General features: G+C 48.2%; 13 protein-coding genes. 4 read left to right on the top strand and 9 right to left on the bottom strand.

Translation table 11 applies throughout. From position 1 onward, the window contains the following. Nucleotides 1-2: 2 nt before the first annotated feature. The 3 genes from ACEVG1_RS18945 to miaB all read right to left on the bottom strand — a co-directional run bounded on the left by ACEVG1_RS18945 (nucleotide 3) and on the right by miaB (nucleotide 3,360). Nucleotides 3-521 carry an LptE family protein gene (locus ACEVG1_RS18945; RefSeq protein ID WP_374745301.1) on the bottom strand — a complete coding sequence of 173 codons (519 nt, stop codon included), beginning with the start codon at nucleotides 519-521 and terminating at the stop codon, nucleotides 3-5. Nucleotides 522-532: 11 nt separating this feature from the next. Further along, nucleotides 533-1,786 (bottom strand): sigma 54-interacting transcriptional regulator, encoded by a 1,254-nt coding sequence (locus ACEVG1_RS18950; protein WP_374745302.1) that lies wholly within the window; start codon nucleotides 1,784-1,786, stop codon nucleotides 533-535. Nucleotides 1,787-1,923: 137 nt separating this feature from the next. Then, nucleotides 1,924-3,360 (bottom strand): tRNA (N6-isopentenyl adenosine(37)-C2)-methylthiotransferase MiaB, encoded by a 1,437-nt coding sequence (gene miaB, locus ACEVG1_RS18955; protein ID WP_374745303.1) that lies wholly within the window; start codon nucleotides 3,358-3,360, stop codon nucleotides 1,924-1,926. A 327-nt stretch (nucleotides 3,361-3,687) separates the two neighbouring features. Here miaB and ACEVG1_RS18960 point away from each other — a divergent pair, with 327 nt between their 5' ends. After that, nucleotides 3,688-5,367, top strand: coding sequence for a hypothetical protein (locus tag ACEVG1_RS18960; RefSeq protein WP_374745304.1), 1,680 nt, complete (start codon nucleotides 3,688-3,690; stop codon nucleotides 5,365-5,367). A gap of 12 nt (nucleotides 5,368-5,379) precedes the next feature. Here the strand turns inward: ACEVG1_RS18960 and ACEVG1_RS18965 are convergent, their stop codons facing one another. The 4 genes from ACEVG1_RS18965 to ACEVG1_RS18980 form a co-directional block, all read right to left on the bottom strand. Then, nucleotides 5,380-6,720 (bottom strand): glycoside hydrolase family 28 protein, encoded by a 1,341-nt coding sequence (locus ACEVG1_RS18965; protein ID WP_374745305.1) that lies wholly within the window; start codon nucleotides 6,718-6,720, stop codon nucleotides 5,380-5,382. Nucleotides 6,721-7,461: 741 nt separating this feature from the next. Next, entirely contained in the window at nucleotides 7,462-8,652 is a 1,191-nt protein-coding gene (locus tag ACEVG1_RS18970) for a redoxin family protein (protein ID WP_374745306.1), read from the bottom strand. Between the two features lie 275 nt (nucleotides 8,653-8,927). After that, on the bottom strand, nucleotides 8,928-9,359 hold the full coding sequence (locus tag ACEVG1_RS18975; RefSeq protein WP_374745307.1) for an ORF6N domain-containing protein: 432 nt from the start codon (nucleotides 9,357-9,359) through the stop codon (nucleotides 8,928-8,930). Nucleotides 9,360-9,541: 182 nt separating this feature from the next. After that, on the bottom strand, nucleotides 9,542-10,114 hold the full coding sequence (locus ACEVG1_RS18980) for an ORF6N domain-containing protein (RefSeq protein WP_374745308.1): 573 nt from the start codon (nucleotides 10,112-10,114) through the stop codon (nucleotides 9,542-9,544). 490 nt (nucleotides 10,115-10,604) lie between these two features. Here ACEVG1_RS18980 and ACEVG1_RS18985 point away from each other — a divergent pair, with 490 nt between their 5' ends. The 3 genes from ACEVG1_RS18985 to ACEVG1_RS18995 all read left to right on the top strand — a co-directional run bounded on the left by ACEVG1_RS18985 (nucleotide 10,605) and on the right by ACEVG1_RS18995 (nucleotide 13,489). Continuing rightward, nucleotides 10,605-12,026: an ATP-binding protein gene (locus ACEVG1_RS18985; protein WP_374745309.1), complete on the top strand. Its 1,422-nt coding sequence runs from the start codon at nucleotides 10,605-10,607 to the stop codon at nucleotides 12,024-12,026. A 140-nt stretch (nucleotides 12,027-12,166) separates the two neighbouring features. After that, on the top strand, nucleotides 12,167-12,550 hold the full coding sequence (locus ACEVG1_RS18990) for a VOC family protein (RefSeq protein WP_374745310.1): 384 nt from the start codon (nucleotides 12,167-12,169) through the stop codon (nucleotides 12,548-12,550). A gap of 123 nt (nucleotides 12,551-12,673) precedes the next feature. After that, a complete protein-coding gene (locus tag ACEVG1_RS18995; RefSeq protein ID WP_374745311.1) occupies nucleotides 12,674-13,489 on the top strand; it encodes a penicillin-binding transpeptidase domain-containing protein in 816 nt (271 codons plus the stop codon). A 69-nt stretch (nucleotides 13,490-13,558) separates the two neighbouring features. Here ACEVG1_RS18995 and ACEVG1_RS19000 read toward each other — a convergent pair whose 3' ends face one another. Both ACEVG1_RS19000 and ACEVG1_RS19005 read right to left on the bottom strand, forming a co-directional pair. After that, nucleotides 13,559-14,095: a trans-aconitate 2-methyltransferase gene (locus ACEVG1_RS19000; protein ID WP_374745312.1), complete on the bottom strand. Its 537-nt coding sequence runs from the start codon at nucleotides 14,093-14,095 to the stop codon at nucleotides 13,559-13,561. Between the two features lie 138 nt (nucleotides 14,096-14,233). After that, nucleotides 14,234-14,677: a hypothetical protein gene (locus ACEVG1_RS19005; protein WP_374745313.1), complete on the bottom strand. Its 444-nt coding sequence runs from the start codon at nucleotides 14,675-14,677 to the stop codon at nucleotides 14,234-14,236. Nucleotides 14,678-14,931: the final 254 nt, after the last annotated feature.

Consider the following 14,931-nt stretch of genomic DNA (forward strand, 5'->3'; position numbering starts at 1 on the left):
ACCTACCAATTCGCAAACGCGCGGTTATAAATGTCCTCGGTAAGCATCTGGTTGATATCGCGGATGAGCGTCTCTTCCTGTGCAGGTATCGACCCACTCGCCGATGAGAAATCTTTGAACCGGGTGAACGGCTGTTCGAAGTTATCTTCGGGTTTGATGGTATTCGTGTATTTCACGTTGACCGTAATCGAAAGCCGGTTGAGGGCCGCACGGTCGGTACCTGCCTCTACGGCGGCTGGCGCAATGCTATAGCCCGTGATGCGCCCTTCGAAAATCGCATCGCCCTCGTTGGTCACCTGGCTTAGGCTCGATTGGCTGCGTATCCGTTCCTTCAGCGCCTCCGTAAACGTTTGGCTGAGGGTAGGATTGACAATCGGTGCCGTATTCTCAAAAAATTCCACCGTATAGGTCTTCATCCCTTCGGGTATCGACCCCCCAGTGAAGCCATACTTGATGCCACAGCCCCCTGCCGAAACAACAACCAGTACTACCAACAGATACTTAACCACTTTTGCCGTCATAGCTATCCCTATCAATTCAGGTTTAAATCCTTGATTTTGCGATATAATGTCCGTTCGGAAATCCCCAGCTCCTCTGCAGCCGATTTCCGTTTGCCCTTATGTTTCTTCAACGCTTTTTTAATCAGGTCCGATTCCCTTTCCAAAAGCGAGAGTGATTCCTCTTCCACTTCTTCCGCCTCTTGGGTGTGGAATCGGAAATCGTCGTTTGAATCGTTCGGCGCCGGCCGGTGGATGGTTAATGTGGGCTGTGCCGGTAGTTGCTCGGCCGCCGGGCTGTCGATTTCACGGTACAGCTTGTTTATATAAGGTGAGTTGTCTTCCACGATGCCCGAATTGACGCCGTTCTGGATAATTTCCACCACCAGCTTCTTCAGTTCGACCATGTCTTTCTTCATGTCGAACAGCACCTTGTACAGGAGGTCGCGTTCCGAGAAGTCGTCCGCCCCCTTTGCGGCGCCCACATGCACAGGAAGGTTGCTCCGGTTGTCGTAGGGCAGGTACTGTTGGAGTATTTGCGCATCCAGAAGCCGTTCCTTTTCCAACACGGCAATCTGTTCGGCAATATTTTTCAGTTGCCTTACGTTGCCTGGCCAGGGATAGTTGGCAAGCAGTTGTTGCGCATCCTCGGTGAGCTGTACATTGGGGCTCCGGTACTTGTCGGTAAAGTCGGCCACAAACTTGCGGAAGAGGAGGTGGATGTCTTCCTTCCGGTCGCGCAGGGCCGGAATGCGCAGTGGCACCGTATTGAGCCGGTAGTAGAGATCCTCCCTGAATTTGCCTTTCTGCACGGCTTCGTAGATGTCTACGTTGGTTGCCGCGATTACGCGCACGTTGGTTTTCTGTACTTTCGATGAGCCCACGCGGATGTACTCACCCGTTTCCAGTACGCGGAGCAGCCTGGCCTGGGTGCCCATGGGCAGCTCACCCACCTCATCCAGGAAGATGGTGCCACCGTTCACTACTTCAAAATAGCCCTTACGGGCCTCGTGTGCTCCGGTGAAGGAACCTTTTTCGTGCCCGAAAAGTTCCGAGTCGATGGTCCCTTCGGGTATCGCCCCGCAGTTGACAGCGATGAACGGACCGTGCTTGCGCGCACTGAGCTGGTGGATGATGTGCGAAAATACTTCCTTCCCGCTTCCGCTCTCGCCCGTAATCAGTACCGAAATATCGGTGGGTGCCACCTGCCGCGCCACGTCAATGGCCCGGTTGAGCAGTGGCGAATTGCCGATGATCCCGAATCTATTTTTTATGTCTTGGATATCCATTCTTTTCGTGCTTCGCCCAGGGTACTCCGTTCCTGGACTTTTGTATGTAGCTTAACCCTTTTCCCGATTAAACGTTTGGTTTTATTGTAATCAACTTAACAACCGGTGACTAATGACTAATGACTTACGACTGATGACTAGTCTACCACCGTCCCAATCAACGTGGCCGACGTACACCGATCGGCATGGACCCATACATAATCGCCCACCTTATAGCGTTCGTCTATCGGGAACACCACCATCGTATTTTGGTCGTTCCGGCCACAGTAGTCTTTATCCGAGCGTTTGGACAGCCCTTCGATAAGGACCTTGTGGGTTTTACCCACATACGTTTGCAACCGTTCCAGGCTGTGTTGGCGTTGGCGGTCCACCACTTCGGTGAGGCGCCGTTTTTTCACCTCCTCCGGTATATCGTCCGCATACCGTTTGGCAGCGAGGGTGCCCGGCCGCTCCGAATAGGCAAACATATATGCATAGTCATATTTCACGTAATCCATCATCGCGAGGGTGTCGCCGTGTTCTTCTTCCGTTTCGCTGCAGAAGCCGGTGATCACATCGGTGGATATGCCACAATCGGGGATGATTTCGCGGATGGCGTCCACCCGTTCCATATACCACTCCCTGTCGTACGTCCGGTTCATCAATTGGAGCACCCGCGAGTTGCCCGATTGCACGGGCAGGTGGATATATTTACAGATGTTTTCGTACGTAGCCATGGTGTGGAGCACGTCATTGGTGATGTCTTTGGGATGCGATGTGGAAAACCGCACACGCAGCAGCGGGTTCACGCGGGCCACCATTTCCAACAGGTCGGCAAAGGTAACCACAGGCGCCGGCTCCTCGCCGTCGGCAACGGTAGCCGCGTATTTGTACGAGTCCACGTTCTGTCCGAGCAGCGTCACCTCCCGGTATCCGGCATCGAAGAGGTCTTGCGCTTCCTTCACGATCGACTGCGGGTCGCGGCTCCGCTCGCGCCCACGGGTAAAGGGTACCACGCAGAAAGAGCACATGTTGTCGCAACCCCGCATAATGGAGATAAAGGCCGTCACGCCGTTCGAGTTGAGACGTACCGGACTGATGTCCGCGTAGGTCTCCTCGCGCGATAGCAGCACGTTGACGGCCCGTGAACCTTCATCTACCCGCTCAATGAGGTTGGGCAGGTCACGGTAAGCGTCGGGTCCAACCACCACGTCCACCAGCTTTTCCTCTTCGAGGAATTTGGATTTCAGCCGCTCGGCCATGCAACCCAGCACGCCTACCACCATCCCCGGATTCTTGGCCTTGGCCGATTCGAACTCCTTCAGCCGGTTGCGCACGCGTTGCTCCGCATTTTCCCGGATGGAGCAGGTGTTGATGAATACCACATCCGCCTCCCGGTAATCGCGCGTCGTCTCAAAGCCTTTGTCGAGCAGGATGGAAGCCACGATTTCACTGTCCGAAAAATTCATCTGGCAGCCATAGCTCTCTATATACAGCTTCCGGCCATCGGCCTTTTTCGGGTCGTTCTCAATCAGCAATGCCTCCCCTTGGCGTGATTCGTCGTGCTGTTTCGTCGTTGTGGGTATCTCAAACATGATCATCCATTAAGCCTACAAAGTTAAAATAATATTTTGAAAGAATGACAGTTTGGCAGAAGAGGAGCAGGCTCGGGAAAGGTGCCTTACGGGTCTTCGCTAGTATATGGATGCTGCATCCAAATTAGTACGAGGATTTTGTATAAATGCTGTTTTCAGGGAGCATGGCAGTTTTCCATTTACGTCCAATTAAATACTCAGTTGTAAGTATTTGAATATTCGATTGAACGGGATAATTTCATCCCTGAAATTAACACAGATAAATATGGTCTTCCGTCTCCGGTTCGATAAATACGGGCCCATCTGATTATCAACGTAACTGTCAAAATGAAAGCAATAAAATCATTTGTGTCCATCTTGGTTTTCGCCACCCTGATCACCGCCTGTAAAAAGGAGAATACACCCCCGCAAAAATCCGACTCAGGTATAACCGCTGAAAAGCAAAACGTAAAGACCTACGAAATCATTAATCTGATTGCTCACCAGAGTCTGGCAGATAAATATCAAGGCACGTTCGGCGCGGTACCGGTGGAGCTTTTGAAGACCTCAGACACCACACTTTCTTTTTATATACCCGATGTACCGGCAGGTGCGGCAACCTTGAAATTCGACTTAGCGCAAATCAAGTTCAGCGTCACTCAAACCACGGCTGCCAGCCCGGATAAATTTATTGCTGATCTTACGAAGGACTTCGAAACACAAGTTGGTCTGCTATCTGCTTCGGCACCCAACGAAGCCGCAGAGATCAATGCTTTAAAGGAATACAGGCAAGAGGTTATCAAATTGTTCAATTCTTTGGCTGATGAAGAAAAGCGTCAGACCATGCTGTTTTATGAAGCAAATAAAGAAGTCGTTCAATTGATGTCAACGGTCGCACTAGCGGCACAGGCTCATCCAATGAATAGGCCCGCAGGGGTAACGCGACTAAGTGGATCAAATTTCCATCAAGCCCGTATGCTATCGGCTGCGTCGATGGATGATTACGACTGTCCAAAAATAGACTTTCAGTCGTATTACGGGTGTTTGGCCAGCCAATTGGGAAAGGAGGCAAAGAAAATAGTAGTAGGCTCGGCAAAAGTGCTTACCATGCTCGCACTGGCCAAAATCACGGCATCGCTTGCGCCGGCGACTTTTGGGATATCGGCGGTAGGCACCACCTTAGCCGCCGGTGCGGCCGGTTACCTGCTTGCTACGCAGGTGTGCCCCGCCGTCCAAAGATTCGGCCGGTTGGTTGGCCCATTCTTAAAAGCGAACTGGATATTTGCCTCCACATTATTTGAGACCGTGGCAGAAGAGTTTCCTAGCGAGATAGCCTTACACCTTAATCTGAAGCCTAAATTCCGCGCGATAGCCCAGGACGATACAGATGTGAATGCGGGCGCTGCATATTTTATCAGTGCCATGGAAACGTTGAAAGGGTATTGGGGAAAAATGACAGCCTTGTTTGGAAGCTTTCCGTCTTATCAAAATACCGAAGAGCCAACTACGCTGGAGAGCAACGAAATTTCAATATCGGGCATATCTAATCCGAATGTCCAATACGTCAGCAATAAAGGTCAAGCTGTCACATTCAAATCGCTTTCAGGGGAGGACGAAACCTTCACCTACGACATACGTGTCTCCAAAGAAGGGTTTGTTGAGCAACAAACATTGAATGGAAAAGTGGTGGCTGCCCAAGATTCTTTAACGATATACAAGGCAGCTTGCACAGGTATATGGACGGTAAAGGAGTACGAACTCAACAAGCTGATCGCAACATGGACATTGGAATTATCGGCAGACGGGAGTGGCACATACCGTTTGCCAGGTGTTTCGAGCCAAACGGATATTAGATGGTATATTCAAAAAGATGATGACGGATATCGATATAAGGAATATACCACGCATCCCGGACCTTGGTATTATCTCGAACGTAGCTCCGTTATACATAAGGATTTCCTAACATATCCGGTCACCTCTTTTTCCATGTATTACATCGGTACGACTGTGGAGTATATAAAGGATTAGTGGGTTTATTTCTTAATGCCGCTGCTCGCCGATCCCCTTACCGTTCACGGTTACGTCGGAGAGCCGTAAATTATCGATAAATCCTGCTGGGACTTCCTGTTCATCCTCGGCCGAAAGGGTCACGTGCTCGAGGGTGAAATTAGCCAGCCCGTATTGGTCGGAGGCCTTGATACCGAAGGCGGTATTCGTTTTCATGGCAACGCGTCGCAGGGTGATATGCGAGCCATAGCCCATGCGGATGTCTTTCTCGCCCTGCAGGTCGAAAAACTGTGTCCAAGGCCGTATGTCGAGCATGGTCCGGGCGGCGCCCACGATGTCTTCCAGCAGGATATATTCATACTTTTGGGGCGTATCGGGCCGCATTTTCAGGTGGAGTAGCCGCTGCGCATCGTCTACCCTCGTTCTTCTCAGGATGATATTCCGGTTGTGTATGGACTCGCTGCCGCAGGTAAGGGCACTGTGGCAGAAGCCGAAGTCGCAATCTTCGATAAGGATGTTATAATTGCCGCCGTTATTTTCATCGCGGTCGGCAAAAGGCCCTTTCCCCCCTTTCAGGGCTACCGCATCGTCATTCACAGACATATAGCAATTCTTGATGAGCACATTCCGGCATACATCCAGGTCTATCGCATCAGAGCTCGGAGCCTTTACCGGTGCACGTGGTGCAAAGATGTGCAAGTCGAGCAGTTTCACATTTTCGCATTTATAGTAGTGGCTGGTCCAAAACGGCGAGTTGATGAGCCGGATGCCCGATACCTGCACGTTTTTACTGTTGGAAACAAACAACACGCGGGGGCGCATTTCATCCAGGTTGGTGCAGTCGGGGTTGAAGGCTCTTCTGAGCCAGAACGATCTCCAATAACGGAGGCCATTCCCATCCAGTGTGCCCTTGCCAGAAATGGTAAACCCGTCCAGGCCGTCCGCATTGATCAGCGCGGCGAAATAATTCCGGTTTTGCCCTTCTATCCGTGTGGGAAGCAGCTGGAAATGGCTGATGTCATCGCTTCCTTTGATTACTGCGTGCTCTTCCAGGTGGAGGTGGGTACCCGGTTTGAAAAACAACGACCCGCTCAGGAACGTCCCTGCCGGAACGACGATGACCCCGCCACCGGCCGCATGGGCCTCATCGATCACCGCCTGTATCTTCTCCGTTTGGAGCACCGTGCTGTCATTGGCCACGCCGTGGTCTGTGATCCGGTAGGGTGTGCCCAACTGGCTGATGTCGGTCGGCCTTACCTCGCGGAACCAGTCCGGGATTGGCGTGCCATCCGGAAACACATCTTCTGCCACGAGTTGGAACGCCGTGGCCATTATCGTGGTCATTGTCAAGGCTAAACTTAGGAGTGATCTCATGGTACGAAACAGCGGATTTTTATTTGAGCCACATCGCTTTCCGCCGATGTGCCGGCCGCAACACGCGCAGCCAGCAACAAGAATAGCAACATTATCAAAAAAATGGAAACAAACGCCGATAAATAAGTGCGCAATCGTTACCGGTTCGTTGTCGCCCCGTTTTATCAGATAGTATGATTGGGCTTGGATGTTGTACACGTATATGCCATCGGCCGTGGCAATCCAAAGCATAAATGATGAATTTTTTACGGACGATGGCACGAATCGTCGCAAAAATGTCACCGTGAATCGTCGGTTTCAAACGGCGATTTGGTTTCGCCTAAAAATATCCATACCTTTAGGTGCGCAAACCTAAGATATTGCAGCCTACGTGCTGTGCGAACGAATATGTGTTTGTATGCCGTGAAGCAGGTTTCCGCCCAAGGGGCGGAGCCTGCCGCTGCGGCCGTTGCAGACATCGAACCTTTTTCACTTCATATAATTTCTATTTAACAAGTCTTATCCGCCGTAACAAAAAAGGAGCAGTAGAAATGACCGGTGGTAAAAGGGGACAAATATTTATGTTCGAACCTTATATTAAATTATTCTGATTTCTTTAGCCGTTTCGCTACATGATCAAGCAAGTGTACAGGTAGCTCGGGAAGGAAAATTATACTTTTAGATGATTACATTCTTGCAAGGTGATTTGCTCTGGTCTGATGCTCAAATATTGGAACCATATATTGCACTGAATAACCCTATTTAGGGCACATAATGTGCGCCGATTACATTCACTATTTGCCTGAGCATTTCCTCTTCTTCCACTACCCCATGATTCCGCCAGACCACTTCACCTTGTGGATTCACCAAGACCGTGTAGGGAACGCCTCCTTGCCAATGGTCATCCAACGTCTTCATCAACTCATCGGCATTGCCCCCAGTAAACAAGTAGCTATTGGTTGTTCTGCCGTCTTCAAGCACTCGCTTACGGCCTGGGTCTGACAAGCCTGCGCCGTGGTCCTCCAAAAACGCTTTGACCGCATCTTTTTGGTCTTTATGGTCCACACTGATGGTGATGAAATCAAAATTTCGCCAATCGAATCGTCTTGCAGCGGAAACCAATATCGGGAATTCCTCCACGCAAGGGACACACCAGGTAGCCCAGACATTGATCAAACGGAAATTATTGCTGCCATTTGCGCGCACCGCGGCAACTTGATCGGTATCGATCGGCGCTACATCAACGGGAGTCTTATCCCATTGCGCCATCCGCTCGAGGATGCCGTCTTTTTTACTGCGCCATTTCGTGGAGCAGCCCATGGGTTGCGTCACCGCGACAGGTACCTCTCCTCCGGTCAACAATGCCTGAACCGCATTTTGGGCATCTGGCGACTTTACCGTCGAGGCATCGGCATACATCGAATCATCAAAACGACCTTTGTAGCGCAATTTGCGCTGCTCATCGAATATAAATACATGCGGTGTGGCCAAGCAGCCGTAAGCCCTGGCAACATCTTGCGTTTCGCCGTCATATAAGTACGGGAAGGTGAATCCACGATCTGCCGCATAACGGATCATATCTTCGTACCCATCGTTATAAATGCCAAAGCTAAGTTCGTCAATACTTAATCCATCCGGATGATTGGGATTGATGGCCACGAAAGAAAGATCCTTTTTATCCGTCTCATCCAAAAAAGCCAATAAGCGTTCTTCCACCCCATGCGATGTCGGGCAATGATTTGAGGTAAAGAAAACCATCAGCAGCTTCCCATCCGAAAAATCTGCCAAGGAATAGGTCTTGCCGTCAATACCGAGCAGTTCAAAATCAGGTGCAGCATCACCGATTTGTAAATCCGTGATTTTTTCCTGAGCGCGTACCGCCAGCAAACCAACCACCATCAGTAGCCCCGTACTAAACAAGGCCTTTTCCGTAAGATTTCGTAAAGTTTTCATAGTATAGCGTCAATCCTTGGTGTGCCTAAATGACGCACATAAATCATACCAAAAGCAGGAATCAACACCCGTAGACAACGGCGTTGATGTTCATTCCCTAGGGACTATACAGAAAGGCGTGGAAGCGTTCTCGTTAGGCGTGATAGTTGGATGAGTTTTGAGTTTAGCGAGGTGGCTATCGCCATAGTAAAGTATAACAAGTAGCGGTACCCGTATCGCATGCTGGATCTTATCCAACGGTACCGTATCCGGAATGGAGTCGTTGTCGTAAGGTTTTATTTTTCCCCACCTATCTCATACCCAATACGCTTTCTCGGTTTACCTTCCTTTTCAATAAACTTGCTTAGGTAGCCGAACAATAACTCAATTTTCTGGTCCTGTTTGATCATTTGTTTTTCCACCTGTTCCACGCGGAGGAATACGTCGTATGGGAGCGTTCTTCTTCCGCCTCGTCCTTTCTTTGACATCGCAAATTGCGATGTCAAAGATTCCCATTCGCCTTCTGTTAATTGAAACATGAAATCCTCTGGGAATCTATCGATGTTTCGCTTTACCTGTTCATTAAGCCTAAATGTTTTCACTCCATATAATTCGGCCAAATCGGTATCAAGCATCACTTTTTGATTACGTACAAGGTATATTTTGTTGATAAGTACCTCGTCAGGTATCATGGTTTTCTTGATGGTTTCGTTTTGTGTTTTACTCATAGGCTTACATGTCGTATTGTTGTTTGAGGTCGCAATTTGCGACTTCAAGATTATTTGGCTTTTATCTTTTTTCCAAAGGACCCACGATATCAAAAGTAGCACCAGGCATGTTTTTCTCCAGGGAATCAACGTATAGGATTCTGAAGTCATGTTCTGTCAATTTGTTGTGGGCAGTCTGACAATCATTTTCCATTCTTCCCTTGTCCAATCTTATACCCCACCATTTCCCTATCCGGCAAAAGCGGCGGCCGTTTGATTTTATCGTTCAGTTCATCGAGGTATTGAAATACGAGTTCGATGTTCTTATCTTGGTTATCCAGTGACCGTTTTATCTTTTCAATTTCAAGGCGGATGTCTGTTTCGCTCATTATGGCAGTCCGGAGTTGGTTGAATATCCGCATGATTCGAATGTTAACCTGTATTGCTCTTTGGCTGTTGAGCACGCTTGATAACATGGCTATTCCTTGTTCGGTAAACACCATCGGCAAATATTTCGAGTGCTCTCCTTGCTTTAAGGTGCCAAATTGGCTCCTTAAAATTCGATGCTCTTCGTTCGTCAGCTCAAACATGAAATCGTTCGGGAATCGCTCAATGTTGCGCCTTACCTGTCTTTTTAATTGTTTGGTTTCTACGGCATACAGAACGGCAAGGTCGCTGTCTATCATCACGTTTGATCCTCTGATGTGATAGATTTGATTCTGAACATCTACCTCAAGTAATATAACTTCGGTTTGTGTTGATTCAGTTTTTGCCATAAGTTGGTCATTTAGTCTTGAAGTCACAAATTGTGACCTCAAGATGGATAATCTACCTTGATGTAAATATAGGTGTTTAGTTTTTGACGTCCAATAATATAGATAAAAAATGCTAAAAAATTTACTTTTTTGATTTAGTGGATATTCCAGGGAAATTACACCACCCGTTATCTTTCAGGCAACGGGTTTCTCTTTTTCCACCCTATTGTCTTTTTAACATATCATTAACAATCCCGTTGTAACAATCCGGCGCCACTATGCGTTATATAGTCAGTTAGTAAAATTTGTCTTTTCATAATTTAGGTTTATAATTGGTTAGTTAGCAAGCCCCGATTCTCCCCGTTTCGGGGCTTTGCATTTTGCAGTTTTTACAGCGAATGCGGATTACCGTGCCGTGCCGTGTTTAAACCTTGGGGCGTAGCGGTAAGTTTTCTTTGTGAGGGCCCGATTTTCCGCACCACGTTAATCCGGTTTGGTTTATCACCGTTCAATGATCATCAAAATATCCGAAATAAAACAATACCTTTGGATATCCAACAAGGCCACGAAAGACAATACATATATGCCAAAAACCAGCTTACGCGAAGACCAACACACTGAATTCAAAAGCTCCTTTACCGATGCGGTCATTGAGTCGCTTACGGCTTTTGCCAATAGCAGTGGCGGCCGGGTGCTGGTGGGTGTCGGTGATGGCGGCAAGCCGGTAAAGGGGTTTATGTTGGGTAGCGAGTCTTTGCAGAAGTGGGTAAATGATATCAAGAACAAAACTCAACCCAGTATTATCCCCGATGCCGATGAAATGGACTTAGCCGGAACCAAAGTCGGCGTTCTATCGGTAAAGGAATTTCCGGTCAAACCCGTAGCATTCAAAGGCCGGTATTACAAACGGGTAAACAATGCTAACCACCAACTATCGTTGACAGAAATTGCCGACCTGCATCTCCGCTCTTTCAACACTAGTTGGGATAGCTATATCAATCCGGATCGGGCACTCGATGACCTATCGCTGGATAAGGTCGTAAAGTTTATCGAAAAGAGCAATCAAGGTAAGGAAACGCCGCTTACCGACGACCCGCTTACCGTGTTGACGAAGTTTGAGCTCATCAAGGATAGCCAGGTTACCAATGCCGGATTCCTGTTGTTTGCAAAAAACGATGTTTTTCAGGCAGCTATTGAGCTGGGCCGCTTCTCCACACCAACCAGTATCAAGGATGGATTGACCGTCCGCAGTGACCTGTTCAGTGAAGTGGAAGAAGTACTGGGATTCATCCGCAAACACATCAATAAAGGCTACATCATCACTGGCGATCCGCAGCGTGAGGAGCGTTGGCAGTATCCGATGCCGGCGTTGCGAGAAATTGTCATTAATATGATTGTGCACCGTGATTATATGAGCAGCGGCGATTCATCGGTAAAAATCTTTGACGATTATATTGAGTTCTTCAATCCCGGCCATTTGCCCGATACGATTACCATAGCGCAATTGCTTGCTGACGAGTATTCGTCGTACTCCCGTAACCGGAAAGTCGCTGCCACCTTTAAAGAGGCTCAATTGATAGAGAAGTATGGTTCTGGTATTCGTCGAATCCGGGAGGCGTTTGAACAATACGGGTTGAAGGCACCGAAGTTTGAAAATTTCCAGCATGGATTCCGGGTTGTTGTGTATGCTGATACGGCAACCGACATCGATAGAACGTCGGGGAAAACGTCGGGGAAAACGTCGGGGAAAACGTCGGGGAAAATCTTAGCGTACATCCGAGAGAATCCCGATATCACAATACCCGAGCTTTCGCTATTATTGGAAATTACTGAGCGTTCTGTAGAGCGGAATATCAGCCAATTGCAAAAGGACAATAAATTATTGCGTATCGGTCCGGCCAAGGGTGGTCATTGGGAGGTCATCGGCGACTAAATTATACATCCATTCGCTGGATACCACAAAGACGTCTGTGCAAGGTTTGGGGTTTGCGGTCTCATAAGTCTATAGCTTTGCCGTAAAGTTTTTTCAGGACGAGACAGCGGGCAACGATGCAATAGAAACATAATTTTAGCATGGCGAACAAACCGCTTGACTTGGCAATCATAGCATTGAAATCATTTGTTCCTGCCAAGGATTTTGATTTATCTATGAGATTCTATAATGATATTGGGTTTACTACGTCCTGGCATGACAACCAACTTGCATTAATGGACTATAATGGGTTTAAGTTTCTATTACAAAACTTCTATCTCAAAGACCATGCTGAAAACTATGTCATGCATTTACTGGTCACTAATGCCGACCATTGGTGGGAAAAGATCAATCAAGCCAATAGCAATAAAGGTTATAACATCCAATTGACCGCTCGGGAAGACCGCACTTGGGGAATACGGGATTTTATTTTGCTAGACCCATCGGGCGTCATGTGGAGGATAGGAAACGAATTGCCTATTTAACAAATCTTAACAGCATCCTCAATAATTTGTGGATAACCCATAGGCGGTTTTCTAATCCGGTCGCTGCAAACCAGAACAGGTGAAAATAGGATGAAGTCTCGGTGAATGCATATATTTATCGCAATGAAAATGACACACGCCCTGCCTCTGGTTTGCTTATTGGCCATGGCGGCTATTTGTGGGGTCTCCGCACAACCGCATCAGCCCGATTTACAGAAACCTTTCCGCGATTACGGATTCGAAGGTAGCATCACGGTATTCGATTACAAGCAACGTAAATGGATAACCAGTGATAGCACCGATTCCCAGCTCGAAACCGTGCCCGCGTCCACCTTCAAAATCCCCAATCTTCTTATCGCACTCGAAGCGGGTGTCATCGGCAGCGAAATGGATACGGTGGGTTGGATCGGGTCCATCGATACGACGCTATACGGCTACCGGCCATCCACCTACAGGCACATGACCGTGCGGCATGCATTCGAGGTATCGGCCGGCTGGGTGTTCATGGAACTGGCGAAAAAGGTCGGCCGCCAACGCTACGAGCAGGTGCTGCGCGATATCGGCTACGGCAATGCCTCGGTGTCTGACGGCGCAGACTTCTGGAATTTCGGACCCCTGAAAGTTTCTCCACGAGACCAGGTCGAAATGCTGGTCAACGTTTACGAAGGAAAGCTACCTTTTTCCAACCGTAACCTCGATATCCTCAAGGACGTAATGGTTACCGAACGGACGGACGAATATACAATCCGGTCCAAGACAGGCTGGGGCGTGCAAGACAGTAAAGACATCGGCTGGTGGGTGGGCTACCTCCAGCAGAAGGATAATGTGTATTTCTTCGCCACGCGTATCACCAAGGTCAAAGGCACACCCCGTGCTGACTTCATGAAATGCCGTCTGGAAATTACAAAGGCCGTGTTGCGGCAACTGGGCGCATTATAGGTTAGACAGGGTCGGATAAGTCACACAAGTCGACTACAGGCAATCGTCGACCGTTCTGGACGACATGATTTAACTGTACTCATAGACCTTCGATCGAATCAAGGCAGCATACAACGTTCCGCCGAAGGCGGAAGGCCGCTCATTGACCTTTGTGATGTCGATGTATCCGAGACTTTCGAAGAGTCGGCTCAAATTGTTAAAAGTAATCGGATAGGGTACCCACCGATTTGGAGTATTGGATTCATATTCAACGATAAGGAATTGTTTTTCTGTGTTGAAGTATGGCTCCATTCGGTTTACAAGCAATTCTTTTTGCTGGATGTAGTGAAGCGAATTGGCCATCAGTATGCCGTCCAACTTAGGCAAGCTGAAGCTATCGAGGTTGATATCCGATTGCTGAAATTGAATAGAAACGTTGTTCCCCGCGGTTCTATTCAGTCTTTGTGGTAAACTATCCACGGCTGTTACACTTCCTATGGGGGCAAGTAGGTGGGCGAGGGCATGGGTAAATGTGCCGTCCCCGCATCCTAGGTCGGCCCAATGTTGTGGGATAACTCCCGTGTTAATTCCCGGTTCAATGAATTCGATGGCTTCCTCTACTTGCAATGCGAATAGTATTGTTACGACAGTGCTAAAGTTAACGAATATTTCAGCGTATTTAGAACAATTTGCACGTCACGGTCTTTGGGCAATTGAATAGATAAGCATGAAGAATCATGGCGGATGATAAGTTACAGCGGTTTGTCAATGCAGTTCCGCACGTCTTTTTTCGATCTGCAGGATGTTGTTTTGGATATCCTTCATAATCAACAGCGCCCACCAGCTGGCGTAGAAGTTAAAGGTGGTTGTAAGTTTGAAATGCGAATACAGATGCAACCTATAGGTCGTGTCATTGAGTTTCTCTAGCTCATAAGTACCATTCAATACATCGAAGTATTTACCGCCAATCACGAGGTGTTCATCCAACGTGGTAATCGGTATTTCATGCGGTAATGCGCTGATCGAAAAAGACATCCGTTTTTCCTTTTCGTATGCCGTTACCGTTTCGTGGAAAACTAAACCGTTTTCAAAAATCGCTTCCCGGTAGGCTCCCACACCCTCGTAGTTGAGTTCTGCTTTGATCGGTCTAGGAAACCCCAGAAACCGGGTAAGCTTTCCCCGGTCCTCCAAAGGTAATATTTCGCCCACCTGTGTTACCTGCGGCCATATTTTATTTGCTGGGGCATGTATGTCGATATAGGTGTATGCCCTATATTCCTTGGGTGCAACTCCAATTGCATGCTCAATAGGCGATATTACCAAAGGAAGCAGCACCAATAGCGATACCTGTACGTTATTGTCTCGTTTCCTTGATTTCAGATAACCGTATCCGCCCGACCAACTGCATATTTTCTGAGTAATTGATCCGCTGTAGCTTTACGCCCAAATATTATTGATATGAA

It is taken from the genome of Parapedobacter sp. 2B3 (assembly GCF_041925275.1).
Taxonomy (GTDB): Bacteria; Bacteroidota; Bacteroidia; order Sphingobacteriales; family Sphingobacteriaceae; genus Parapedobacter; species Parapedobacter pyrenivorans_A.